The sequence below is a fragment of the Microcoleus sp. S13C4 genome (assembly GCF_036700865.1).
Lineage (GTDB): Bacteria > Cyanobacteriota > Cyanobacteriia > Cyanobacteriales > Microcoleaceae > Microcoleus.
In genome coordinates this window covers 45640-70527 of the sequence record NZ_JAUBPS010000032.1, presented here as the reverse complement: position 1 = coordinate 70527, position 24888 = coordinate 45640, and the positions used below count along the sequence as shown (strand labels likewise).

General features: G+C 46.6%; 20 protein-coding genes. 4 read left to right on the top strand and 16 right to left on the bottom strand.

Annotated features, from left to right (window positions below):
• Positions 1-450: 450 nt before the first annotated feature.
• The 4 genes from obgE to QT996_RS15460 all read right to left on the bottom strand — a co-directional run bounded on the left by obgE (position 451) and on the right by QT996_RS15460 (position 5141).
• The gene (gene obgE / locus QT996_RS15475; protein WP_333047572.1) at positions 451-1491 is read right to left on the bottom strand and encodes a GTPase ObgE; all 1041 of its coding nucleotides are present in this window, start codon (positions 1489-1491) and stop codon (positions 451-453) included.
• A gap of 527 nt (positions 1492-2018) precedes the next feature.
• Positions 2019-2912 (bottom strand): Mo-dependent nitrogenase C-terminal domain-containing protein, encoded by an 894-nt coding sequence (locus QT996_RS15470; protein WP_333047571.1) that lies wholly within the window; start codon positions 2910-2912, stop codon positions 2019-2021.
• Between the two features lie 417 nt (positions 2913-3329).
• Entirely contained in the window at positions 3330-4403 is a 1074-nt protein-coding gene (locus QT996_RS15465) for a class I SAM-dependent methyltransferase (protein ID WP_333047569.1), read from the bottom strand.
• Between the two features lie 426 nt (positions 4404-4829).
• Positions 4830-5141, bottom strand: coding sequence for a 30S ribosomal protein PSRP-3 (locus QT996_RS15460; protein WP_293181450.1), 312 nt, complete (start codon positions 5139-5141; stop codon positions 4830-4832).
• Between the two features lie 177 nt (positions 5142-5318).
• On the opposite strand from QT996_RS15460, the gene QT996_RS15455 reads away from it, so the two are divergent.
• Entirely contained in the window at positions 5319-6107 is a 789-nt protein-coding gene (locus QT996_RS15455) for a TIGR01548 family HAD-type hydrolase (protein ID WP_333047567.1), read from the top strand.
• A gap of 71 nt (positions 6108-6178) precedes the next feature.
• Here QT996_RS15455 and QT996_RS15450 read toward each other — a convergent pair whose 3' ends face one another.
• Positions 6179-6997, bottom strand: a complete 819-nt coding sequence (locus tag QT996_RS15450; RefSeq protein WP_333047565.1) for a tetratricopeptide repeat protein — start codon at positions 6995-6997, stop codon at positions 6179-6181.
• Between the two features lie 81 nt (positions 6998-7078).
• On the opposite strand from QT996_RS15450, the gene QT996_RS15445 reads away from it, so the two are divergent.
• Positions 7079-7849 carry a cobalt-precorrin-6A reductase gene (locus QT996_RS15445; protein WP_333047563.1) on the top strand — a complete coding sequence of 257 codons (771 nt, stop codon included), beginning with the start codon at positions 7079-7081 and terminating at the stop codon, positions 7847-7849.
• Between the two features lie 59 nt (positions 7850-7908).
• Here QT996_RS15445 and QT996_RS15440 read toward each other — a convergent pair whose 3' ends face one another.
• Entirely contained in the window at positions 7909-9105 is a 1197-nt protein-coding gene (locus QT996_RS15440; protein WP_333047561.1) for a CapA family protein, read from the bottom strand.
• Positions 9106-9168: 63 nt separating this feature from the next.
• Here QT996_RS15440 and QT996_RS15435 point away from each other — a divergent pair, with 63 nt between their 5' ends.
• A complete protein-coding gene (locus QT996_RS15435) occupies positions 9169-10146 on the top strand; it encodes a hypothetical protein (RefSeq protein ID WP_333047559.1) in 978 nt (325 codons plus the stop codon).
• A 79-nt stretch (positions 10147-10225) separates the two neighbouring features.
• Positions 10226-10786: a Uma2 family endonuclease gene (locus QT996_RS15430; RefSeq protein ID WP_333047556.1), complete on the top strand. Its 561-nt coding sequence runs from the start codon at positions 10226-10228 to the stop codon at positions 10784-10786.
• 116 nt (positions 10787-10902) lie between these two features.
• Here the strand turns inward: QT996_RS15430 and QT996_RS15425 are convergent, their stop codons facing one another.
• The 10 genes from QT996_RS15425 to hpsA all read right to left on the bottom strand — a co-directional run bounded on the left by QT996_RS15425 (position 10903) and on the right by hpsA (position 24822).
• On the bottom strand, positions 10903-11298 hold the full coding sequence (locus QT996_RS15425; RefSeq protein WP_333047554.1) for an SH3 domain-containing protein: 396 nt from the start codon (positions 11296-11298) through the stop codon (positions 10903-10905).
• Positions 11299-11379: 81 nt separating this feature from the next.
• Entirely contained in the window at positions 11380-13173 is a 1794-nt protein-coding gene (locus QT996_RS15420) for an N-acetylmuramoyl-L-alanine amidase (RefSeq protein WP_333047553.1), read from the bottom strand.
• 189 nt (positions 13174-13362) lie between these two features.
• A complete protein-coding gene (locus QT996_RS15415; protein ID WP_333047552.1) occupies positions 13363-15048 on the bottom strand; it encodes an NAD(P)-binding protein in 1686 nt (561 codons plus the stop codon).
• 206 nt (positions 15049-15254) lie between these two features.
• Entirely contained in the window at positions 15255-15875 is a 621-nt protein-coding gene (locus tag QT996_RS15410; protein ID WP_333047551.1) for a prepilin-type N-terminal cleavage/methylation domain-containing protein, read from the bottom strand.
• 296 nt (positions 15876-16171) lie between these two features.
• Positions 16172-16438 (bottom strand): hypothetical protein, encoded by a 267-nt coding sequence (locus tag QT996_RS15405; RefSeq protein WP_333047550.1) that lies wholly within the window; start codon positions 16436-16438, stop codon positions 16172-16174.
• Entirely contained in the window at positions 16417-17055 is a 639-nt protein-coding gene (locus QT996_RS15400) for a Uma2 family endonuclease (protein WP_333047549.1), read from the bottom strand. The genes QT996_RS15405 and QT996_RS15400 overlap by 22 nt, the downstream gene beginning before the upstream one ends.
• A 117-nt stretch (positions 17056-17172) precedes the next feature.
• Complete coding sequence (locus tag QT996_RS15395) at positions 17173-17766, bottom strand: prepilin-type N-terminal cleavage/methylation domain-containing protein (RefSeq protein WP_333047548.1); 594 nt, start codon at positions 17764-17766, stop codon at positions 17173-17175.
• 58 nt (positions 17767-17824) lie between these two features.
• Positions 17825-18874, bottom strand: coding sequence for a hormogonium polysaccharide secretion pseudopilin HpsC (hpsC, locus tag QT996_RS15390; RefSeq protein WP_333047547.1), 1050 nt, complete (start codon positions 18872-18874; stop codon positions 17825-17827).
• 64 nt (positions 18875-18938) lie between these two features.
• A complete protein-coding gene (gene hpsB, locus QT996_RS15385; protein WP_333047544.1) occupies positions 18939-19604 on the bottom strand; it encodes a hormogonium polysaccharide secretion pseudopilin HpsB in 666 nt (221 codons plus the stop codon).
• A gap of 55 nt (positions 19605-19659) precedes the next feature.
• Positions 19660-24822: a hormogonium polysaccharide biosynthesis protein HpsA gene (gene hpsA / locus QT996_RS15380; protein ID WP_333047543.1), complete on the bottom strand. Its 5163-nt coding sequence runs from the start codon at positions 24820-24822 to the stop codon at positions 19660-19662.
• Between the last annotated feature and the right edge of the window lie 66 nt (positions 24823-24888).

The following is a 24888-nucleotide window of genomic DNA, read 5'->3' as shown; positions in this document are numbered from 1 at the left end:
GGGGAGCCCTTGTTCTTTGAGCCACCACCGAAAATTCCCTTGACAACGGGCTTTGAGCCTTAACTTGTCACCAATGATCCCTGATAGGGATTTAGGTTAATTTCGGCTTGTGTGATGAAGTCACCGTGTCCAGCGTCAGACAATGTTTCAATCCCTGATAGGGATTTAGGTTAATTTCGGCGATCGCTCCAGAAGCATTACAGTATTTAGTTTTCAAGGTACTGTTCCGTCAAGCATCCAAAAAATATCATTTCAGGCATCGACCTGTCAAGAGGCAAAATTTTCAACAACCCTCAAAGCTATACACAGCAATAATTTCAGCGTTTCCGTGAACCTATAGTTTCAGCATAGAGGCTCAAACCCTTGCCGCACAAGCCATACAGCCTAAAGATTTGACCCCCTCAAACAAACACCTACCAATTCACAGAAATTCCAGGAACCGGAAAGCGATTAAACACTCGCCACTGCTAACTGTTCCGCCGCCTCTTTCTCGTTCATCTCGTCGAGTTTTTGCCAAACTTGCTGCATCAATTCATCCAACCCAACTCGACTCACAGCGGAAATCAACAAAACAGGAGCACCGCTAATTTCTTTAAGTCGGCTGATTAAATTACCGATTTCTTCGCTTTCGAGATCGATCGCATCTACCTTATTAAAAGCCAAAATCTGCGGTTTATTGGCTAAACCACGCCTGTAAGCCTTCAATTCTTCCTGAATTGTGACATAATTGGCGATCGGATCTTCATCCGTAACATCAATCAAATGCAGCAACAACCGAGTCCGCTCAATGTGCCGCAAAAACTCGTAACCCAAACCAGCACCTTCGTGCGCTCCTTCAATCAATCCCGGAATGTCTGCAAACACTGTACCGTCGCCAGTCGGTTTTCTGACTACTCCCAAATTCGGGACTAAAGTTGTAAACGGATAATCTGCTATTTTGGGGCGGGCCGCAGACAAAGCTGAAATTAAGGTGGATTTGCCAGCATTTGGCATCCCAAGAATTCCCACTTCTGCTAATAGCTTCAATTCCAAACGCAAGAATTTGTGTTCTCCTTCTTTTCCAGGCATCGCATAATCTGGGGCGCGGTTAGAATTGGTCAGAAAACACTTATTTCCCAAACCGCCTTTGCCGCCTTTAGCTACGCAAAAAGTCTGTCCGGGCGTCACCAAATCTGCTAAGATTGCCTGAGTTTCCGCGTCGTAAACCACTGTACCGCAGGGAACTTCGATCGTGCGATCGTCCCCACCGGCACCGGTCATATTTTTCGGCGCCCCCCGCTTCCCGTCATCGGCTTTAAAAATCCGGTTGTACTGAAAATCTAGCAGCGTTTGCAGGCTTTCCACCGCCACCATATACACGGAACCGCCTTTGCCGCCCGTCCCGCCAGAGGGGCCGCCCGCTGGTACATACTTTTCTCTGCGAAAAGCTACCATACCGTCGCCGCCTTTGCCGGCTGCGACTTGAATATCTGCTCGATCGATAAATTGCATAATTTAGTCAGTAGTCAATAGTCAGCAGTCAATAGTCATTACTTATTATGATACCAGATCCAAGTACCATATTCCTCTTTTCCTTCCCTCCGCGTCGGCGGACGAAAGCCAAGTTTAGCCGAGATTTATAAGGGTCGGAAAAATATAATTATATGAATTCTGAAAAGTAGTGCAGAGCGAGAGATTGTACGCGGGCATCTGTAGGGAAACGGCAATGCCGTGTCCGGCTCCTAAATCGGCGAGTTTTAATAATTTGTATAACATTGAGGATTGTACCAAAACTTTTGTTGAATTAGTATTATCAAAGCAGATTTGATATTAGCCTGACTCACGCACAAAAACTGAATAAACCGGGTTTTTCTACTGGGGCGGATAGCTGTAACGATGTTTTTTGGTAGAAAAACCTGGTTTTTGCATCCCGGACTAATTAGTAGTCATTGGTTAATAGTTACAGTCATTAATCCAAGATTTCACAAGAATGGCTAATGGCTAATGACCAATGACTAATGACTACTGACTAATGACTACTAACAATATATCGATACATCTTCCTTACATTCATCTGCCAAATAGCAGAGAGCTCGAAAGCGCATCCCCACCAACTGTTCGTAAAGCGGGTTAATCTTGCACATCGCCGGAATGTGCACGATTTTGCGTCCGAATAACACAACATCTCGCTCAAACGGACACTGTGGCGGAATCATTTTGCAGACAAAGTGTGCCACTCTCGGGTCGTGAACTTCCCAGGCGTCAAGCCAGTCTTTGACTGGTTGCAGGACATTTTTGTGGTGAGGTTTAGGTAGCCGAGATGAAAGGGGTGTTCCCGCCACGGGGGCGACATTCGCATCAAAGACTATTTGACTGCTGGGCCCCTGCGGATCGGACTTGCTCTGTTGTATCGTTTGTCGGAGAGCTTCTATCGCCTCTACATTGTGCCCCAAAGCTGTGCAAAACTTATAGATTACCTCGTCTTCGCTGAGCGAGTATGTACCGTCTGCCAAGGCTACCATGACTGCTGTCCTCAAAAAATCCTCGCCCTTGGCGGTGTCTTCCCCTAACACAGCGGCTAATTCCTCTGGGGCAATAGGTTCAAAACCCGCCTCAAAAGATAGCGGGTGTAGTTCATCCTGAGTTAGATTTGCAATCATTTTTTGCTCGTCTTCGTCAAAGTTGCCGTCTGCCCAAGCAATTGTCAGCAATCCCCGCAGCCAAGCAGTAATCTCTTCATTGGTGCAGGAAGATTTAGCGTTACTCATTAGCATTTCCACTTGGATGTACCAGTCAATTTGTTCGTTTACAGCGGGCTCAATATTCCCCTCCAAATAATTTTTATTGGTTTTGTGGTCGATGGATGATCTATTTGTAGAAGGTTGGTGCCCGAAGATTGCTCCAAACGCTTGTAGTGGACGTGTTAAAAGCATATTTGTTTCTTAGCAGCATCGCTGACTAGCGAGCTAATCTATTGGTTAACCCTATTCCCTAAAAAGTCATCTATCGGGAGGAATAGGTTTGTTGAATTCATCTTAACTCTTGTTGCACCCATCGAGATGACGATCGAATTTTATGCAAGCCCGATTGCCATTAGCCACCCAATTTTTCGCAAGAAATCAAAGGTTGGCCAGCGTTGAATCTAATCAGACACTGGGTTTGTCACCCAGGGGCGATCGAACTTCGCTCTCTTTACATTTTAATATATATTTTTGTAAATTTTTCTGTCCAGGCTGGACAATATTAACAGCTAGCCGGATTTAAGGTTTTGAAATAAAAATGTCTGAGGAAACTGTTACTGCCGGTTAACAGTTTTGATTGCTGTGTCCGCCTATAAAGGACAAAAATTTTTAACTTCGGCGGCACAAAATCCAGCGCAACTCCATGGGCGGGCGTGCGTTTGCCATCGGGAAGACATCTCGACCGGTTGCCCAACTAGAAAACCAGGGCGTCGGTGGCCAGGCTCCTTCCGGCAGGTGGTGGCGTTCGTACTCAAACACCAATTCGTCGGATATTTGGACTAAAGGCAACCCTTCCATGGCGGTGGCGAGTTCTTGGGGGGTAAATAAAGTAGACCAAGAGAGTTGAGCAACTTGTCGCACCAGGGCATCAGGCTGGTAGTCGCCGACGGTTAAAAACGTGCTGAACAGCAACAGGCCTCCCGGACACAGGGAATCGCACATTTTAGCGAGGAAAAGCCGTACTTGATCGCTGTCTCGAAAATGTGAGATGACTTCGGCTGCAACTGCCAACTGATAGCGGGCCGGTTTCATCCGCATTAAGGGATCGAGCACATCGCCTTCAGTCACTGTCACGGGAAGGTTTTCGGCTGTTACTGCTGCTTTCAATTGTTCTGCAAAAGCTGGAGTTAGTTCGATCGCATCTACAGAATAGCCCAATCTCGCCAGGGGTAAGGTATTGCGGCCGGTACCAGCCCCCACATCCAAAATCCGCACTCGATCGGGCGTGCCCAATTTAGCAGCCGTTGCCATCAATTTTGCGTCTGGATGAGAGCCGAAAAGCGGAGGTTCTCTCGTGTCTACCCAGCTTTTGTACTGTTCTCCAACTGTTGAGGTAGTAACAATGACTTTGCAAGCTAAACCAGTTTGTGGCGGCTGCACTGATTCGTATTGCAGGATCAACATCGATGCTGTGGAGGTGCGGTAGCCTTGTTCTAACTTGGTGGCTAAAAGCTTGCTGAGTTCGTCTCTGCGGTCTTCGGGCAGGGGTCTGTCCAGAGTGCTAAATAGCTGTTCTATCGACTTGAGATAGTGGCTTAGCATTCCCGGAACGCAGGGGAATACTAATTCTCCGCGAGCGATGATGCGAGTATTAATTTTGTAGAGGATAGCTTGCTGGAGAATGTCGGGATTTACTACCAGCGGTAGCTGTTCGGTCTGGTTGATTGTACTTTCGGCGCCCATAGATTCCGCGAAGAAGGAAGAAGGAAGTTCGGCAACGAAGCCGTGTACAAGATTTAACAGAGGGATTTTGAGGTTGGAGGTTGGAGGGAAGGCGGTTGAGAGCTGACTGTACAGTTTAATAGTAGAAAAAAGCCGATTTTAGATTTATTTGGTTTGATTGCTTAGTCTTTTTAGATTGTAGAAAATCCGATTTGAGAGCTTTATTTTGGATAAATCTCAAATCTCAAATCTCAAATTATCGACCAAGCCCAAAACCCGAGTAGATCCCAAAATCGGAGTTAGTATCAATATAAGCTGTAGCGCATTTAAATTGTATGTTTCACGGCGAGGTGGAAAAAGCGTCAAATCCTCTCGCCTTCTCCCCTCTCTCCTTCCCCTCGTCAGCCATAACAGGCAATTTATATGGGTAGCAACTTAAAGCGGGGCTTAGTTGCTGCCGGTAAAAGTCACTTCGGGGAACTTTGACTGAGCTTCAGTCATTGGGCGCCGTCTGCCTTCCTCTTGCCAGTAGTTGATTACTTCTGTAGCTTGGTTGAGGACTTCGACGCGATCGTTGTCAGCAATCCAGTGTTTGGCTTCGAGTTCGTTTTTGAGTTCTTCCCACGCATCCTTGCGGGGCCAGAAAAAGTAAGCTGTCAGCGGGCTAGTTCCTTTGCCGACAACTTGGTCAACGGCGAGGGCAACATTCTCTTCTAGCCAGAGAACTTTTAAGATGAACTTGGACAAGCAAACCTCCAGGGTTCCGATCGAACTTGTTAAAAATTTCTACAATCGCTAAGCGTAGCACACTCTGTTCGATAATTGGTCATCGACCATAAAAACTTTTGTGGCACGGCTGGTTTTAGCGCCACTCCGGGGCTGGGAACAGATAAAATTTGGGTTCTCACCGGCCCTAGGTACAAGGATAGTTAAGTTGTGAACAGAGTTATTTTAGTCTTCGACATTGACGGTGTGGTGCGGGATGTGTCCGGTTCCTACCGGCGGGCAATTGCGGATGCGGTGGAACATTTCACGGCGGGTGCTTTTCGTCCGAATTCTCTCGATATCGACTCTCTGAAGTCGGAGGGAGTGTGGAATAATGACTGGCAGGCGTCTTTCGAGTTAGTTTGCCGTTATTTTGAGGGGATTGGGCGATCGAGAAACCAACTCGCTCTCAACTATGACGAATTAGTGGCTTTCTTCCAAAGTCGCTATCGCGGGCCCGATGATAAAAATTGGACTGGTTACATTTGTAGCGAACCGCTGCTGTTAAGTCCGGCTTACTTGGAAAATTTAACAGTTGGGGGCATTGTTTGGGGCTTTTTTAGCGGGGCGATGCGAGATGAAGCTGCTTACGTTTTGCAAGGGAAACTGAGTTTAAATTCCCCTGTGTTGGTGGCGATGGAAGATGCACCGGGAAAACCTGATCCGGCTGGACTTTTCGCCGCAATTGAACAGTTGGAAAACCTGCACGGTTTAGAAAACAATTTGCCCGTTATTTACGCGGGAGATACTGTTGCCGATATTTACACGGTTGTAAAGGCGCGGGAAGTACAACCAAATCGGGTTTGGCTGGGGACTGGAATTTTGCCACCTCACGTTTTGGATGATTCTGTGCGGTGCGATGCTTATGCTGCGGCGCTGAAAACTGCTGGTGCAGCAGCGGTTTTCAGGAATGTCGAGGAGTTGACGGCTGCGCGAATTCGAGAATTAGTCAGTTCTTAGTTGTCAGTTGTCAGTTGTTGAAATAACCAATAACCAATAACCAATGACAACCGCCAACTGTCCCTTTGAGATTATTTCAAGTGCAAGAATTTGTCCAATGCACTGACTGCAACAGGCGGCCAGCGGCGGGTATTGGCAACCCAATCGAGGTCTTTGTAGCGGGAATCGAGGCCGACTGCGGCTACCCAATTGCTCTCAGCTTCGCCGCGATTTCCGGCTTCCCAAAGACAGGCGGTGAGGGCGGCTCTCATGTCGGCAAATTGGGGGTATCTACGGACGATATTTTTCATGTTGCGAATTGCTTCTTTGGTTTGCCCGTTTTGATAAAGTGCGAGGGCATGGTTGGCGCGGGCAAAGGCGTATTCGGGGGCTAATTCAAAGGCTTTGCTGTAGTCGGCAATTGCTTGTTCCCATTTTCCTAAACCTGCTTCAGCGTTGCCTCGGTTGTTGTAGGCGGCTGGATCTTTGGGGTCTAATTCTAGTACATGATTGTAGTCGGCGATCGCTTCTTCCCAGCGTCCTAAACCTTCTAAGGCGGTGCCGCGGTTTAGGTAGGGATCGGGGGCGTCGGGGGCTAGTTCCATTGCTTTTTCGTAGTCGGAAATAGCTGCGGTGAGGTTGTTTTGGCTGACTCTAGAATTGCCTCGGTTGCTCCAAGCGGCGGCTTGTGAGGGAAATTTGTCAATGATTTGAGTCCAAAAAGTTTCAGCAGCGGGAAATTTGCCTTCATTGGTAGCTTCAAAAGCTTTTTGAACGAGTTCTCCCAATTCTTGCTGCGGATCGGTGATATCTGTTGGTTGTACTTGTGCGGCAACGGGCGCGATATTTCCCAACCAAACTAACCCGGTTACAATTAATACTGTAAAAAATGTCAAAAATGAGCGAATCATTGTTGTTGGCAGTTTAAACTTTACTAAACATATTATTAACCGAAATTGCGGGCGTTGCTTGGATAAGTTAGGAGTAATTGGGTGAAAAAACGGTTGCTAATTTTGGGCGGAACGGGGGATGCTGCGGAACTGGCGGTAAGAGCGTCTCAAATCGCTGAAATAGAGGTTATATCTTCGCTAGCAGGACGCACTCAACAGCCTTTTACCCCAAAAACGGGTACGGTGCGAATTGGGGGGTTTGGTGGGGCGGCGGGGCTGGCGGAGTTTTTGCTCGTTAGCGCAGCCCTCGGAGAGGATCGCCCGATCGACTTGTTAATTGATGCTACTCATCCGTTTGCGGCTCAGATTTCTGCCAATGCTGCTATTGCTGCTGCTGAATGTAATGTGCCCTATTTGATGCTGGTGCGTCCAGCTTGGGAGAGGGTGGAGGGCGATCGCTGGATTGAAGTTGCCAGCCACTCGGAGGCTGCAAAAGCTTTATCAGGGCAGTCTCAGCGGGTGTTTCTCACCATTGGTAGGCAGGAATTGGCTGCCTTTGCGGGTTTGGATGCCATTTGGTTTTTGATGCGGGCGATCGATCCTCCTGCACTAAATACTCCTATTCCTAATGGTAAATTGTTATTAGATAGAGGCCCTTTTAGTTTAGAAAATGAGCGAAAATTGCTCAGGGAATATCAGATTGATACAATTGTTAGCAAAAACAGCGGTGGCGATGCTACTTATGCGAAAATTGTGGCAGCTAGGGAACTGGAAATTCCGGTTGTGATGGTGCAGCGGCCACCGATTCCCGCTGTTGAGCAGGTTGCTGATGTCGCAGGGGCGATCGCTTGGTTAATTAAGCAGTTGAATTGAATTGAACCGCGAAGACGCCAAGGACGCGAAGGAAGAGGGAGAAGAAGTGCAATTACCAATTACTCTGATTTCTGCTGAGTATTCAAAGAGTTAAGATGGTTGTTCATATCCCGTAAATATTTTGCTAATACTGGATACTGCGAACTTGCTAGTAGTGCATCTTTTTTCTGGCTGACAGTTGTTTCTAAGGGCAAAACGCGATAGTTTGTTTTATTGTTCTGAGTATGGCGGTGTACCCAAGTCGGAATAGTTTTTATGCTGGTAATTTCTGTGGTTTTTTCGGGAAACTTTTTGCGAATATTTACTTGTAAAATTACGCCTAAGTCTGTAGAATTTTTAGTCTGACCGGAAATGAAGTTTCCCATTGAATAAATTGCTACAGCTTTGCGGGTTTTCCCATTTTTGCCAGGAAACTTAAATATTTTGTAAGGTTGGACGACGTGGGGATGGCTGCCGAGAATGATGTCTGCACCAGCTTTTAATAAGTTTTCCACTAATTGTTTTTGTTGGGTGTTTGGCTGTCGCTCATATTCATTGCCAAAATGCAGGGAAATTGCCATAATATCTGTTCCTTGTTTTCGGACTTTGGCAATGTCTTTGACTATCTTTTTTTCGTCGATTAGGGAAACTAAGTAATCTTTGCCTTTGGGTATGGGAATGCCGTTTGTGCCGTATGTGTAAGCTAGTATGGCTAGTGAAATATTGTTTTTGGTGCTGATTAAACTGCGTGAAGCCTCGGCGGTAGATGTGGCTGTTCCTGTGGAAGCAATTTTGCGATCGCTCAGATTGGCGATCGTCCTAATTACCCCTTTTTCTCCCCGGTCTAAAGCATGATTGTTGGCGGTTGTCAAGATATTAAATCCGGCTTTTTTAGCAGCATCTGCTAATTGAGCCGGGGCGTTAAATAGCGGATATCCCGTATATCCGCCCGCATCTTCGCCCGCTAAAGGTGTTTCGAGATTTCCGATGACCCAATCGCCTGTTGACAGGATACTTTTAACTGGTGCGAAGAAACTGTCAAAATTGTATGTTTTCTTTTTTGCGTCGTAGCCCGAGATCGTTTGGGTACTGTGCATCATGATGTCGCCGACAGCAATTAGTGTTGCTTCTTTGATCTCAGACTTTGGTTTGGCGGGAACAGGGGCTGCAATTGGCGATCGACTTTCTGTAGGCTGTGTGTTAGTTTGTGGTGTTTGGATATTGCAGCCTGCGATCGAAAGCATGGCAATTATCGGGAGCAACCGACTAAAATTCATGATTTTTGAGAGTGATTTGTCGGCTTACATGGTATCATAACTAATTTAGTTACGGCTAAATTGATGAAAAAAAACTATCTCATTCTTGCCCTTATTATTTTTGTATCAATTACGGGTTTTGGCGTTTTAACTTACGCTCAAACTTCGGGAAATCGACCTTTTGAATTTGCCTTGATTGGCGATTTGCCCTACAGTGCCGAACAGGAAGCACAATTTCCGAATTTGATTGCAGATATCAATCGATCGCCCGCAGCGTTTGTAGTCCACGACGGCGACATTAAAAACGGTTCTAGTGTCTGTGATGATGCAACTTTTGTCAGCCGCCAGCAGTTATTTGACAATTTTGAAATTCCATTTATTCTTGCCTATGGCGATAATGAATGGACGGATTGCCACCGTTCAAATAACGGCAGTTACGATCCAGTAGAAAGACTCGCTAAACTGCGGGAAATCTTCAGCCAGGGTAATCACAGTTTGGGAAAGCACACCTTAACTCTCACCCGTCAAAGCGAAAACCCGCAGTTTGCTAAATACCGCGAAAATGTTCGCTGGATTTATCATGGCGTTGTGTTTTTCGCGATTAATATGCCGGGAAGCAACAACAATCTTGGCCGCACTCCCGAAGCAGATGCAGAATATGCCGATCGCAATTGGGCTAACTTAGCCTGGATCAAAGAATGTTTTGCTTTAGCCAAACGCAGCAACAGCAAAGGAATTCTGTTAGTTGCACAGGCAAACCCGGGATTTGAATTCGATCCGACGGACAAAAGAAGAAGTGGCTACAACGATTTTATCGCAACTCTGGAAACAGAAACAGGCAATTTCCCCGGGCAGGTTGTATTCGTCCACGGCGATACTCACTATTTCCGCATCGATAAACCTTTACCCCATTTTACCGATGAGACTCAACTACCGAGAATGAAAAATTTTACTAGAGTTGAAACTTTTGGTTCTCCAAACGTGCATTGGTTGCGGGCTTTTTATGACCCGGAAAATCCTAATTTGTTTGAATTTAAACAGCAGATTGTTCCGCAAAATTAGGCTAGATAACACAATTATTAGGCAAGATCAATATTTTTTTCGCTTACCCTGAAGATAGGTAGAACCGAGTAATTTATTTATGACAATCGCAACTGGGCGCCTCACGCTGGAAGAATTTCTGAAACTGCCAGAAACCAAACCAGCCAGCGAATACATTGAAGGGGAGATTATCCAAAAACCGCTGCCGAAAACAAAGCACAGCTTATTGCGATTAAAAGCCTGCAACGAAATTAATCAGGTGACGGAAACTCCAAAGATAGCTTACGCTTTTCCAGAGTTGCAGTGTACCTTTGGCGGTCGATCGATTGTTCCAGATATTGCGGTACTATTGTGGGAACAAATTGAATTTGATGAGAGCGGTGAACCAGTAGATGATGTGCTAATTGCACCGTATTGGGCGATCGAAATTCTCTCGCCACAACAAAGCTCAAATCGCGTAACTAAAAAAATCATTCACTGTCTGCAACATAATTGTCAGTTGGGGTGGCTAATCGATCCAGACGATCGATCGATTTTAGCGTTTTTACCCAACCCACAACCGCAATTCTGCGAAGGTAGCGATGTGGTTCCTGTACCCGAAATGATTCCCCTGAATATCACCGCCGAACAGGTGTTTAGCTGGTTGAGAATGCAACAATGAATCAGGGCGATCGTCTTTTTTGTACCAATTTTAAAAATTTCCCGGTTGGGTTTGTAGTTAGGACTTTAGTCATCATCAAAACTCAGGAATGAAGTCCTTACTACAAACTAAATTCCCTATTGCCGCCACCTGTCAAATTGGTCTTCGGAACAGCCATTAATAAATTGATTGTTCACCCAACCGTCAAGGATTGTAAAAGTTTCATTAGGAGGATTACCCGAAAATCTAGCGGCAATTTTCACCCACTTACCTTGTCTGCTGACAGCCCTAACTCCGTCTCCCCTTTTCAATTTAGCAACAACCGGGTACTGATTGCCTGGGCCTTTGCGAATGTTAACAGCGCCACCTTCACCTGTAATAAACGAGCATTGAGTTTGCTTTTTTAAAGCTTCTGCTTTTGCGGGAGCCAGGCTTTGCTGCTTGCCGAAAACAGGAAAGCTGTAAAGTGAGAAGCTAAAACTTGCAACGACGGCTGCAATAAAAAAGGCTTTTGATTGAGTAAAAACTAGCATTATTTCATTTCCTTGGATTGGCTGAACTGAAGTCCTGACTATGATTTTTTTGAGAAGGGCTTCAGTCCTTACTACTAACTGTTATTTGACTGAGGCAAACCATTCGGTAACACCTTGGGCGATCGCCTCAGCTAATTTCTTTTGTTCTGTCGGATTCACAATCCATTCAAATTCTTCAGGATTGATCAGAAATCCCAATTCCATTAAAACAGATGGAGCAACGGCAGGACGAGTCATGGCTAAGTTGTTCCAGAATACACCATAGCTCGGACGGTTCAACTTGGCAACTAAATAATTGTGCAAAAAGATTGCCAAACTGTGGGCTTGCGGGTGAAACCAGAAACCGGCGACGCCTTTAGTCTTAATGGCATCCCCGTTATCCGGCAAAGCATTGTAGTGAATTGAAATGGCGATCGCAGGTTCTTCTTTTTGAATCATTTCCACCCTCGGCGGCAAATCCAAATCGACATCTTCTACCCGCGTCATTAGCACATTCGCCCCCCGATTTACCAATTCCTGTTGCACCAATTTCGACACTGTTAAAGCTACTGTTTTTTCCCTAATTCCCACTGGACTCACCGCACCAGTATCCTCCGGCCCGCCGTGTCCCGGATCGATGAGAATCTTAATTCCCGACAAGGGTTTTGCTTGCGACATAGGCATCATGCTTGTATTCGCCGGCGGGTGTTTTAAAGACAGCACTAAAGTTGTGCCGTCGTATCTCAACTTGTAACCCCACTGCTGGGTAGATTTGAGATTAAAAGTGTATTGTACTTGCAGTGGCGAGATTTGTTGCCATTCCAAACGTGAAATTACCGGGTCATCAGAGACGCGAATAATGTCAGTTTGAGCGGTGGTATTGTACAGGGTTAAAGTGAAAGTGCGTTCTCCTTCCTGCACGGTGACTGGGACGGGTGTTTCTAAGGGAAATAACACCTCTGTCCAGCCGGAAACTTGACGCGAGCTCGCGCTGCGAATAATCGATCGCGGAGGCACTGTATCCTTGACAATTCGCACTTCAGATGCTTTAATCCAAGCACCGTAATCGAGTCGAATCCATTCTCCCTCGCGCCCGATAATGGTTGCTCGCGTTCCCTTCGGCAGCGGTGTCATCCGAGAATAATCTGTACTCGCTCCGGTTCGGGCGACACCAGGACCGGCTGTTACTTCGGCTATTTCTAAGTCAGCCGGAGAAAGAATAGAAATCTTGCCAGTACCCTGTTGGCTGATAGTTTGATCGTTCATTGTTAACTCAAACGATGGCACGCCTAAATCAACTGTTTCTCCCTTAGATGAGAGGGCGTTCTCAGGGGTTTTACCGCAGCCTTGATACTGTTGGCTGCCGCCTTTTTTGATCGGGGAATTTGCGTCTAACAGTACAGATGCGTTGTCGGGTAGTTCGGCTTGCGATCGCGCTTTTAAAGGAATAGTAATGCCCGCCAATTTTACCGAAACTTGAGCATTCGCAGGTGCGATCGCCCCAAAGCAAATATATTCTCCCGGCAAACTCGCCACATCGACTTTGGGCGTCAGGGAATCTTTAGCAAAAGCGAATCCTACAGGGGCTTCCGGCTGATTCGACTCCCGCGTCACCTTAATTTTGACTTCCTGATTTTCGTAACGCAATGTAAAGAGATTTTCGCCGAGTTGCAGCGGAAAAGTCGGGGCGAAATGGCCGGATGCGGTGCGCGAAATTTGGTTGCCATTTACTAACACTTGTCCCGGTGCCGGCGCTGTACCGATTAAAAAGATGCGATCGGCTGTAGTTTTGTGGTTAGCGGGAGGATAAGCGACGAACAAAGGTTGAACGGCAACAGCTACAGAGGCGATCGCCATTATTAGACCAAACACACATAATGCTAAAAATTTTCTCATTCTATATGGCAACTAATTGAGACTCTGTTGGTTATTTATACTAGAACTTGTGCTAAACCCGGGAGAAATCTGGGAAGAAACTTAGTTTCTGAGGATTAGCCGTAAGTCCTATTTACTCTACTGGCTCAATTTTATCAGGTTTGTAGTTGCAATTGAGCGATCGGCAACATAAATTTCCGCGTCAAACCCTTAAGTTTTAATTAATTCCGAGGTCGTTCTCCACAGTTGATCCAACCGATTCGCCGGCATCGTCAAATACAAAACATCCCCCGTAGTCAAACAACAATTCAGTAAATCCCAGCCATGGAGAGTTTGACACTTAGTTTCTACATAAAGAGGCACAAAATCCGCAGACTTAGCAGCATCTTGAATGCGCTGGCCGCAGAAAGGATGTTTTGGCGTAATCAATGTGGCTAAGCAAACCCATAGACTGTCAGCAGTCATTCCGTTGCCCAAAATTCGGCCTCCAATCGCCGCCGCCGCGAAAGCAGGAGCCGCCAATTCCGTCGGGTTCAAAACTCCTTCAAACTCAAAAACTTGCTGCACCATTAAAGCAAAATGGGGGTCTTGGTTGCGAACAATAACTGATAGTTTTGGTGCCAATCCTTTAGCGCTCAAGGCAATTTCGACATTAGACATATCGCTGCTAGTAACAGCCAAAAGTGCTGTCGCTTGCTTAACATTAGCAGCTTCCAAAGTTGCGGGCAAACTGGCACTTCCCTGAATGACCGGAATTTTCATTGAGCGAGCTGTGTTCAGAAACCGGCTGTTCGGATCTTGCTCGATCACCACAATATCGTAACCGTTAGTATGCAGTTCTTTAGCAATTTGGATACCCATTCCTCCCAGTCCGCAAATAATGTAATGATTGCGCTGCGGAACTCGCGCCACATCCCAATATTCGGTAAAGCGAGTTCCCAATACATAATCGTTGAGCAGTGCGTAGCAGATGCCGATGATTCCGGCTCCAACTAACATCATGACGACGGTAAATAGTTTAATGCTTTCGGGAGCTTGTTCGGCTACTTTTTCATGGCCTCCGGCTCCGGTAATCATCCCTACTGAAAAATAGAGAGAATCGACAATTGAGATATTATCGTCAACACAAATATAGGTAGCAGTAGCAACGGCAATCATTGACAGCAGCGTCAAGACAACAATTACTGCTGCTTGGCTGTGCTGCTGAAATCTGTGCAGTCTAGTTACTGTTTTGAGCAGTTTTTGAGTTAAAGTTTTTTGGGGGCTGTGGAGAGTGGGCTGAGTGGCAACAATTAGCCGATCGCCCTGCTGACACTGCCGATCGGCAAGCACCGCCGATACTAAATCAGTTTTGTTAGCAGCGGGCAGATAATAAATTAACATTCGCGATCGATTGTCCCACAAATCGCTCAGTTTGCGATTTTTCCAAGGATGTGTTTCATCGATATATTCTTCGTGAATCGGCCAAGTGCGATCGAATAAACGCAACTGTCCTATCGCCTGACTTCCGAGAGCCGCAAAAGCAAAAACCGGAGCCGCTAACGATGAAACGCTCATGGAGGAGTGATCGGGCAAAGTGTGGTCAATCCTGTCGCCCAAGCTAGTATTGAACAATCTGTTGATGATGCGAATCTGAGGATTGAGAATCCTCGCTTGCATCAAAATTGCCAAATTTACAGCATCATCGTCTGCTGCAATTACTAAAGTGTGAGCGTTTTGAATGCCCGCCGCCAACAAGGTAGAAGCTGCTTGCAAATTACCAACAACCACATCAGAAGTTTCGCTGCGAATAGGGCGATCGCTAATACCAACCACAATCGCTCCTTGCTGTCTCAACAAACAAAAAATCTTGTGTCCCGTGTGGCCCAACCCGCAAACAATGATTCGAGGTTTCATAAAAATTTATTGGCCAGCCAATTTCGGAGCTGTCCTTGTAGTTTTATTTACCATTGTTGACTGTCGTGGCTTTGCAGAATGTAGCTAAAAACACTATCTAGGATGCTTGTGTCACAGTCTCGAAGTTTTGGAAACAAGGACACGGCAGTGCCGTTTCCCTACTCCCAAAATAATCGTAGCTTGCGGGGAGGCACGCCATCGCCCTGTTAGTAACAATATCTTTTGTTTTCGTTGGGTTTTGATTGTCTTTTGGAGGTGCGTTTATGTCCTAGGAGGGTGGAGATGATGATGCAGCGTTGGCTGTTTCTTAAGTTGGGATGATATAGCGTTAGGGTTCCTTTGGCTCTGATACTGGTTAGAGTGCAGTCGTGGTCGCTTCGAGATACGGGGCAACCTCTGTGATTGAACATGACTCGCCGGATTGTGCCGTTTTCTTTTTGCTCGTTGTTTTCATTTACTTGGAGCACTGTTGTTTCATCTGGATCTATTTGAATTTGCGGTTCTAACTCTTTCCATTGGTTGGCTGGTATTTGGGCTGGGGGAATGTCGGCTGGGTGAACGGCTATTTGTACGTTTTGTCCTACTTGTTTGAAGCTGGCTTGCCATGAAATTTTGTCACGTTTGGCGTTGCTGTGGGCAAGTTCCATTGCCGAATAAGCCCGATCGACTGATACCTTCAACCGCTGGTTGTTGATGAACATTAGCCAAGACGGGGTGACGATCGCAGAAAATATCCCTATGATTAAAATAATTATCAATAGCTCAATCATTGTAAAACCTGCGGCAGGTGTAGTGGCTCTGCCTTTGAGCGTTTTATATATTGACACGTAGATGCACTCCCTGATATTTAGCTGGCCTAAAAAAACAGCTAGGAGGAGCTATTTTTTCTTGGGTATATTTTAACTTTTGGGTTGGGTGAGTGTGTAGATCGGTATTTACTGAAAATTTATGCGAATTTAAATGCGGGTAAGGAAACGGTAGTCAGGAAATCGGGGTAGGGAAACGGCACTCCCGTGTCCTCTATATCCCAATACGGTTCAGTTAACACTGTTAATTCCCCGGAGATCCCCCTCGCATCCCCCTTAAGAAGGGGGACTTTGAGCAACTTCTTGTCCCCCCCTTTTTAAGGGGGGCTAGGGGGGATCGGTCTTATCTGAACCGTATTGCTCTGTATCCTGTCTGCAATCCGAAACGATATCTCTACAGCAAATTTGTCGATCGCCCGATCGCATAAATTCCCCGATCGCATAAATCGCCCGATCGCATAAATCGCCCGATCGCATAAATTGCCCCAATAAATGCCCGATCGCGTAAATCGTTTGTGTTGATTCGATCGCCCGCTGTGGATGAGAGTCGAGCGCCCGATCGCTAAATTTGGGTTTTCACCCAAGATCGAAAGGCTTTCATGGCGACGTTTCTGCCGGCTGTTTTGCTTTGTTCTAAATACTGGGGGATGAGCTCGGTGATGGGGAAGTTGGGAAACTGGAGACTGCGATCGGACTGTATGTATTTTCCCTCTTGCAATACGCTGATTAGCAGGTTGTGGCCATTGTAGCGCCACAATTCGGGAACTCCTAATGCTTCGTAGTTGTTGAACTGAGTGCGGGAGGTGAGGTCGATTTCTATGGCTAAATCGGGAGGTGGGTCTGTTTCTAAGTCGATGCGGTTTTTGCCTCTGACTGCCGCTTCGTTTTGGATGTAGAAACAGGTATCTGGTTCTACTCCTTGAGCCATTTTTTGATTTTTGAATGTGGTGGAACCCAGAGACCAAAATTCCATACCAAGTTCTTCGAGTAGTGCTTCGACTAAGTTACCAATCAGGACTTTACCAATTTCGTGTTCGGGGAGGGGAACCATGATTTCTAATGTTCCTTTGCTGTAGGAAAGTCGGGATGCGCGACTTTCTCCCAATTCTGTTAGTAGGGTTTCAAACATCGGCCAGGTTATGTCTTTGAGTAATAGTTGATTTCCTGGCTGGATGATTATTTGTTTTAGTTCTAACTGCATATTTTGACGGTTTTAATAGGATTTGGAATATAAAATAATTTAAGTTAATAGATTTTAGCAATTCTGCATTTATACGGAATTGATGTTAGAGATTAAGATTAAATTTATTGAAAGCTATTAGGGGCACCCAGTTACGGGATCATTTCCTTCAGCAGTCCTCATTCCTCCTATGATAGTTTCTACCCTCGCGCACTGCTTAGCACCACCGCCAGATGGAGCAACTGTGACCACAAACGGAGTTGTGGAGGGATTGCCTTGGTAGTCAAAAACGAGCGATGATTTTTTAGGATCTGTAGAATCAGGTTTATTAAAGATAAGTGCAATAGTGCCGGGCTTAATTTCGCCTCCACCATTTAACGTCTGCGTACTACCTCCCGTAGCTACTGGCGGGTCAAACTTAACTTTTGGCGGATCGACAGTTGTATCAAATGTAATTGTGACACTGCTCTTAGTTCGCTTTGCTTCGCTTTGTGCAAGTCGTAATGATTGGAAAACACGATCGTTCACAGTGCGAACTCTTTGTCTGTTGATGAATGCCAGCCAACTCGGAGCGGCGATCGAACTTAATATACCTATGATTAACGCTATCACCAGCACTTCTAGAAGCGTGAATCCTCCATCATCTTTTCTGGATGCAGTTTTGTTAAAATTAGGGCTGGGCTTGGCAGCCGAGTTATGCAAAAGTTTTAATAATATTGGTGGGGTTTTCATGGTAATCTCCTATGTTTTATCGGCGGGCGGCGATGCGGAAATGTGTTTCAGAAATCAGTTATTTTCCTAACCCACCTAAACCTTGTACTTGCACAGTTGCTGTTGGGAAATATGCCGATTTATTGGCATCATAATCAGCATCGGTTTGAATGCGGCGGAGGCTGTTTCCTCTGATCGTAACTCTGGCTATGTTTTTAGATGTATCAACACAACTGTAAAAGCTGTGGTTTGAGGCGTCTGTTATTAGTAAATCGTTTGCATTGAATGTTGCTGGTGGTGGTGGAGGTGTTACGGCAAGAAGAGTTTGACACTGAGTTCCGGTTGGTATTGGAACATTAGTGCTACTGTAGTGGATGTAATTAACCAATACTTCAGGAGCGGGAAAATTGGCTCCCATAGTCACATTTACTGTGGGCTTACTAAAGTCAAAGTCTTTATTAAAGGCCTCACTGCCTTTTTGAGAATCACTTAAATCTGCCGCATCGTAATAAGGTTTTGTGACATCTGTTGTGTAGGGATTTCTAACTGGCTCCCTAATTTCATAGCGAGCAATACGGGTAGGACAATTGCCTCCTGAAGGCTGACACCAAATAGAGTTAGGAGTAGTATCTCTAATCTGGTAGTATGCCACTAAGGATAGTACGTAAGTATCGTTGCACTCACCTGCTGTACCTGTTAGTGCAGCGGGGTTACAATTACTTGGTTTAGGAGTCAATGTGGCATTAACAGGTACAGAATTTTTAATTTGCTGTCGCTTCCAGAAAACTAGAATTGGAGTACCTGTGGTATTTGCAGGAGGAGGAGGAAGTTTAGCAGCAGTGATAGCAGTGATTCCCGCCTGATCGTAAATATAAATAGCTTGGCTCAAATCTTGGGAGATGAAATCAACTGCCGCCTGAAGGTCTTGCTCGGTATTTGACTTGACTTGTTCCCTCCTGTCGGTATTCAGCATATCGACTACAAAACTGAGCATCGGCGTAATGATTAAAAACGCCATAATTGCTCCGACTAATAGCTCGACCAGAGTCATGCCCTTGTCTGTTTGAGCTGGCCCGGAGCGGTGGCGCTGGTGCTGACTTTTGAGAAGCAACCTGAGTAAAGTTTTCATTTTGACGGTTTCCTCTGCCAAATGGGGGGAGCGATTTTAAATTTAATAACGGGGACTTTGATGATTACTGACAGCCTGTGGCGCCATTGATATTGGTGCGAGTACAAAAATTGTTGTAAGCACCTTGTCGATCGCTAGCACCTATTTCTGTTCTCATTTCTACCAAAGGCGCTCGGAGATTTCCCAGCCCTGCGGTAGTAATTCCTTGCTGTGCTTTTAGATTCTTCTGAGTTGTTAGTGTCCCGACGCCACTAGCAAAAGAATTAGCCCTGTAAACCCGAACAATTAAGCTGTAGCCTGTTTTTGCCGGATTTGTAGCAGCGGGTAAGTTGTTATAGTAGTAGCCCTGAACTACAAGGTCTTGATTGCTGTCAGACTCACACTTTTCAGTTACCTCTTTTTTGTCTATGTCTATGCAGTAAAGAGCGCTGATGTCGGTTGGGGCGGCAGTGTCCTCTAATTTATTGCCGGTTGTGGACGGATCAGGAAACCCCTTACTACCTTTTTTGAGCGCCTCTGACCTGAGCGCCTCAATATAGGTTTTGGCGGCTTGAGTGGCCATTTCTATCCGTTTGGCTTGGACGCGAGTTGCTACTGAGAAAGCCATCACAGGGGCGATCGCAATCATCAGCACCGAAACTACAATCATCGCTACCAATGACTCGATAATCGTGTAACCGGCTTCTTGAGACTTATCTGAACTACTTTGTGGCTGTTGGCGTTTGATCATAGTAAGCACTCCGCATTTGGAACTCAGGAATGTGAGGGTTTAAAGGTCAGGGAAGTTAAGGACAGCCTGCTGGTTTAGTAGCGCCGTCATTGACAGCATATATTCCAGATGGCTGGCGATCATTATTGTTCAATTTTTCAGCGCACATTAAAGTTTTTACCCAATCATCATCCCGGCTGATTTCTCTGAAGTATTCGTCAGGTTTTTTCTGAGAAGCAGGGAGAGTGAATTTTTGGGCAAACAAATCAGGCGGCTGTGAAAGCAAACCTACATCAAATCCCCATTCCCGAGTGGGTGGAACAAAATAGCCAACCTTGCCACCAAAGTTGTCTATTTTGTAAGTGGTGGGATTGCTTGCAGTGTCGAATACCGGGGTATTATTAAGAACTGATTGGTAGGGAGCAGTTGCGTAAGCACTGCGCTTGAATTGGATAAACGAACCTGCGATTATGTTAGTTAGGTCTTTCCAATTTTCCACAAAGCGCGGTAAGTTTTGCAGACCACCATTGAAATCGCCAAGGGTGGCAGAGATAGCCCGTGAAGGAACGTCATTGGAGGCGACTATGAGGTTAAACTCGGTAGTTCGTGCTTTTTGTACCCATCGCATTTCGTTGCCGAAGGTGCCTGGTCCAGGGGCAGCACCAGTCGCCGGTTGAGAATTTGTGGCCTGAATCTGCAAAGTAGGTCTTAGCTGTGGCTGCTCCACTGTATTAGGAACTCCGCCACTAACTGTTGGTAATTTGGCGTAAAACAGAGGTTTATCATTGCCATAGTCCATTCCTCCTGTTCGATTAGCAGTGGTGGTGGTCGCATACCAAAGAGCGTTGGGTTTGGGCTCAGGCTGACCCGCGTCGGTGGATACACTAAGCGGACCACTAGATATGGTTACATTGACGCTATTTCCTGCAGCGTAGTGAGCTACCTTGCTACTATTATTAATTCCCAGGGCCACAGGGATAGTGCCATCCAGTACCAGTTTATTTTGGTTAGCACCTGAGCTGTTTCGCAAAAATGCTACGCGACGGGGATATCTGCGATCGGCTGGATCTAGAGCTGGTGTAGCTGTTGTACCTGATAAAACTTTAGCGAGATCTGTACCTGCTGGGACAGCGCTTGCCGGTTCTATTTCACCATTAAATTCCCCAACCGCACCAGCATCAATACCAACTACCCAGTCATTAGGCCCGCAAGCTGAAACAGGCAACTTCCGGCAGATTTCCATCACATATTCTGGAAAACTAGCCCGTCGCTGAACTGGCGTCACGAAATTGTTGAAGTATGAACTATTGGGTGCAGCACCTGTGGTAGTCCTGTAGTTTGTGTCTGTTGGTGTAACGCTAGTCCCCGCGCTTTGCCCGAACTTTTCTTGGTTTGTAATGTCAAAAGCAGCACCGCTACTCAAACCGTTAGTGACGTAGTTGTTAGCACCGAAACCGTTAATCCTGCGAGCTGCTTTAGCCGTTACATCGGTTTCTTTAACAGTCGGATCGGTCTTATTCCCATTGCCATTGAGGTCAAAGTCGAAGCTAACTTCACTAACTGTATTAGTACCTAGACTGCCATTTCCATCGAAGTCATAGCCCACAATCGTGGTACCTGCATTATTTCTCAGGTCAAAATCTCCGTGATTGCGGACACCGTACCGGAAGCCTTCCTGTAAATTAGCTGACACCGGCTCAGAGAGTAGGGTAATCGCATCCGAGAGGACTGTTGCCGCTCGCCAATTATCGCTGCCAGAACATTTACCAGGGTATCGAGGATCGCCGAGGCGACAAGCAAAATTGGGATCTAGGTTGCCAGCCGGGCGGCCGTAGAAATCGCTCGGAGTCCAACTAAAAGTCCCTGTAAATTCCCTCTTGGTGTGTTTGTTAAATTCACCTTGGATGTATACCGGCAGGTTAGAAGTCAACAGCAGACCCTTCTCTTTGAGTACGTCTGTCACCGTGCTTACAGTTGTTGGACGACCCAAGCTAGATCCGTTAATCAGCATAATTCCGTGGGGGCGGCGGCTGGGGTCTAGGCGAGAATCTGTTGAGCTGCTTAGCTGGCTGCGGGTTGTATCTATGGCATTGCCCAGACTATTCGGAGTACGATCGCTGCGATCGGGTGCTGCATCATCACGGCTGGCGTAAATTAGGCCGCTGTAAGGCAGCATATACTCTGGGTTAAGGGCGTTGATCTTGGGTAATCGGTTGTAGGCGATCGAATTTTTCTTCCGGAGTTTATCAATATCTAATTGCGTGACTCGGATTTCTAGGGGTTGTCTTTCTGCTAGCGGAAGGTCGTAATTTCCTGTTAGCTTGGCGCTCTGAGCGCCACCACCCAAAGGACTGCTGAGGCTATAAGTCTCGTCCACTGCTGTGGCTGGGTTGTCCTTGTCGATCGCCTTAACTTCCCTAGGATTGAGAAAAGCCACTTCTCGAATTGTCCCGTGATCCAGATAGGTAGTAGAAATGTCCGCTGTCGGATTGGCCAAAATTTTAAAAGAGCAAAGAGTAGAGTCGATCGCAGCTTTTTCCGACAAGCTACGTTCCGTGTCAACCTTCTGCAAAGCCTTCCTTAAGTTCTCATTGACAAACCGACCGTCGGGGAAAACGATACTGGCTTGATAGTTCAAGCGTTGCTCTGTTGTTCCTGCAGCCAGTGGTGGCAGACTCGATGCGTCTGTCTGGAGAGCCGCCGTCAAAATTGCACCTATCGCCGATCTTCCTGTTGGAGGGCCGTAGACGATGCCGTTGTTGGATTTACCATTTGCGTTTTGTCCCGATGGTAAACCTGGACGATTGAGACTGGAATCAAATAGAGTTGTACCTTTGCTGTATCGGTAGCTCGGATCGTAATAGCTGCTGACACAAGCCAGCGGGGTATCAGCTAATTTAGCAGCTTGATCGCTTGTGTTGTCGGCGTAGTGATAGATGGCACTTGCGCGCATCCGCAAGTCACCCTTAGCATACTGGGGAGTCTTGGGGTCAATGGTAATGGCTGCTCCTCCCGCTGGAGTTCCGTCGATGGGGAGAGCCTGCCAACTGGTAAGCGACAAAGGAACCCAGCCTATAGGACCAGCAGCAGTGTTATTGTTATACACTTGAGAATTCGGGCCCGGTGACATCGGCATGGAGTCGGGCCAAACCACGGGAAACTTTTCTACAGCAGTAGTTGCTGGATCGTCGTAAAACTGCGATACAGCACCACCAACCGGGTTTAAGACTTGAGGAGGTGGCAGAAAAGAGTTTGTGCGCTCGTAAACCCCCGCACCCGTAATTACCCGCAATCCGCCAATGCCATCAACTGCTGTTTGAGGTGCTTGGGCCGCACTTTTTTCCCAGAACCCGTCCCTCTCTGCTCCCCCTACATCAGCGAACTGCTTCACTTGGGGTTCTCGGTAGCGTTGGCCCCCATCCAGCCAATTAACTCCTGTTAATGTGTCTCTTCCTTCCTCACCTTCACCCACAAATTTGGGAGGGTTCAAATCGCTTCTCCACCTCAGTGCTGGTAGATTGTTCCCTACTACTATGCGATCGCCTAACTCGGATTCTTTATTATCTTCCTCTACCTTTTCGGGGCTGTTGGCTTTCAGCCTGACACTTGTTGTATCGAGTTTAGTGTTGCTGTCCAAAGGCATAACCCAGGCATCCACCGGTCGCAGTCCCTCCCCGGTACCGCCGAAGGGAGATGTAGTCACCACTTTTGTTGTAGGGTTAACAAAGCCAGCCAATGCGTCTCCAGTGGCCGGCACTTCTGCAAAAGGCACTTTCCGTGTCCGCAATCTAAAGTAAGATTCCAGGTTCTCTCGGCGAATCTCCTTTTGACGATCGGCGCTGGGAGGAGTGGGGTCAGTTTCTTCTTGAACTTGTGTGTTAAAGGCATTTTGAACTTCCTGGGGATCGGAAGCAGCGGGATTTTTTTCCTGTTCGGAAACTAACAGACCGATGCGATCGGAATAAGCCTTGTTATTGTACATCACCCCCAAAGCACCATCTTTGTAGGCTACAGATTGGTCGCTGCCGCCTTTGATTGCTTTTGTGGTGACTGGATCGTTAGCCTCTTTCCCAAATAGATGAACGGCTACGTCTTTGCCAGTGTTGTCATTACCTCCCGACCAGCCGTTAACCACATTACCACTAATGACTATTTTGCTATTTTCTAGGTTGTAGAAACAAGATTCTTTGCTGCTAACGAGATAGAACGCCACCGGGCCTGTATTCGTGTTGGTGACCATAAAATTACTGTTAGTAAATATCCGTCCGTTCAGACGCAGCGCCGGGCCGGGAGATACTTCTAAATCATCTTCATAAACCACCGCATTATTTTGTAGTGGAATGCGTTTTTGGTCTTGTTGGTACTCCAAAGCTGAGAAACTTTGAGTTCCTTTAAATGTTTCGTAGTTGGCTGCTGAAGCGACTCCCGTAATATTAGTTATCGGCACGTTCACTGTGTAAACAAAGAAGCTTTTTTTGAGTACGCCCTCTCCTTTGTACCAGTCCGTAGTGCCTACCAAACTAGCGCTAGTACCTGTTGCTGCTTTGCAGATCGCGCTGAGAGAACCTTGGCTTGCCATCGGAGGGGTTCTGGCTTCTAAAGCCTTTCTAGCTCTATTAAACTCTCCTGTGGCCGGATCGCGAGGTGGGCTGCGAAAAAATATTCCGTATAGAGTGTAAGTATCAAATTTACCATTGTTGTCAGTATCTACAGGGAACCTCCAAGCGGTATTTATCCTCTCGCTTTCATTAATTTTAGTTAGATCTGTAGGTGGAGGATTAATTGCATTTGAATTATCAAGATCAAATTTTATCTGTAGAACATCCTCATCTCCAAATTTAAAGCGATCTGAATCCATCCCTTGGTAAACGCTCAAGTCTGATGGTGTATCAAGTGTTCCGCTTCCTTGAGGGGATAAGGCATACTGAATTTTGGCTTTTGCCCGATCGAGCGCGGGAGTCGCGGCCGCCAGCACCTGCTGGTTCACGCGCACGTTACGCGCCGTATTGGCCCGATCGAACGATCGTAGCGTAATCGCCACTGTCAACAAAATCACTACCAGCAACACCATCGTCACCGTCGGCAGCACAAACCCCGCCATCGGTAGTCTTGCCCTGCGGCCCATAGCCATCAGCGCTTGCAGCATTGCTCTCATCAGCCGCTTCGCCCCGGATCTGGTAACACCAGCAATCCGCCGCAGCAGGGATACGATAACTTTGGATAATTTGCTCTTAAACATTGACGCCTTCCTGAATAATTTCAGAGATGGTATTGCAGGTAGTTACTGCTCGACAGTACAATCCCA

Bases quoted from the DNA above. Each gene is read 5' to 3' on its own strand.
- obgE (WP_333047572.1), bottom strand. From the start codon at position 1,491: ATGCAATTTATCGATCGAGCAGATATTCAAGTCGCAGCCGGCAAAGGC.
- QT996_RS15470 (WP_333047571.1), bottom strand. From the start codon at position 2,912: ATGCTTTTAACACGTCCACTACAAGCGTTTGGAGCAATCTTCGGGCAC.
- QT996_RS15465 (WP_333047569.1), bottom strand. From the start codon at position 4,403: ATGGGCGCCGAAAGTACAATCAACCAGACCGAACAGCTACCGCTGGTA.
- QT996_RS15450 (WP_333047565.1), bottom strand. From the start codon at position 6,997: ATGATTCGCTCATTTTTGACATTTTTTACAGTATTAATTGTAACCGGG.
- QT996_RS15440 (WP_333047561.1), bottom strand. From the start codon at position 9,105: ATGAATTTTAGTCGGTTGCTCCCGATAATTGCCATGCTTTCGATCGCA.
- QT996_RS15435 (WP_333047559.1), top strand. From the start codon at position 9,169: ATGAAAAAAAACTATCTCATTCTTGCCCTTATTATTTTTGTATCAATT.
- QT996_RS15430 (WP_333047556.1), top strand. From the start codon at position 10,226: ATGACAATCGCAACTGGGCGCCTCACGCTGGAAGAATTTCTGAAACTG.
- QT996_RS15425 (WP_333047554.1), bottom strand. From the start codon at position 11,298: ATGCTAGTTTTTACTCAATCAAAAGCCTTTTTTATTGCAGCCGTCGTT.
- QT996_RS15420 (WP_333047553.1), bottom strand. From the start codon at position 13,173: ATGAGAAAATTTTTAGCATTATGTGTGTTTGGTCTAATAATGGCGATC.
- QT996_RS15415 (WP_333047552.1), bottom strand. From the start codon at position 15,048: ATGAAACCTCGAATCATTGTTTGCGGGTTGGGCCACACGGGACACAAG.
- QT996_RS15400 (WP_333047549.1), bottom strand. From the start codon at position 17,055: ATGCAGTTAGAACTAAAACAAATAATCATCCAGCCAGGAAATCAACTA.
- QT996_RS15395 (WP_333047548.1), bottom strand. From the start codon at position 17,766: ATGAAAACCCCACCAATATTATTAAAACTTTTGCATAACTCGGCTGCC.
- hpsC (WP_333047547.1), bottom strand. From the start codon at position 18,874: ATGAAAACTTTACTCAGGTTGCTTCTCAAAAGTCAGCACCAGCGCCAC.
- hpsB (WP_333047544.1), bottom strand. From the start codon at position 19,604: ATGATCAAACGCCAACAGCCACAAAGTAGTTCAGATAAGTCTCAAGAA.
- hpsA (WP_333047543.1), bottom strand. From the start codon at position 24,822: ATGTTTAAGAGCAAATTATCCAAAGTTATCGTATCCCTGCTGCGGCGG.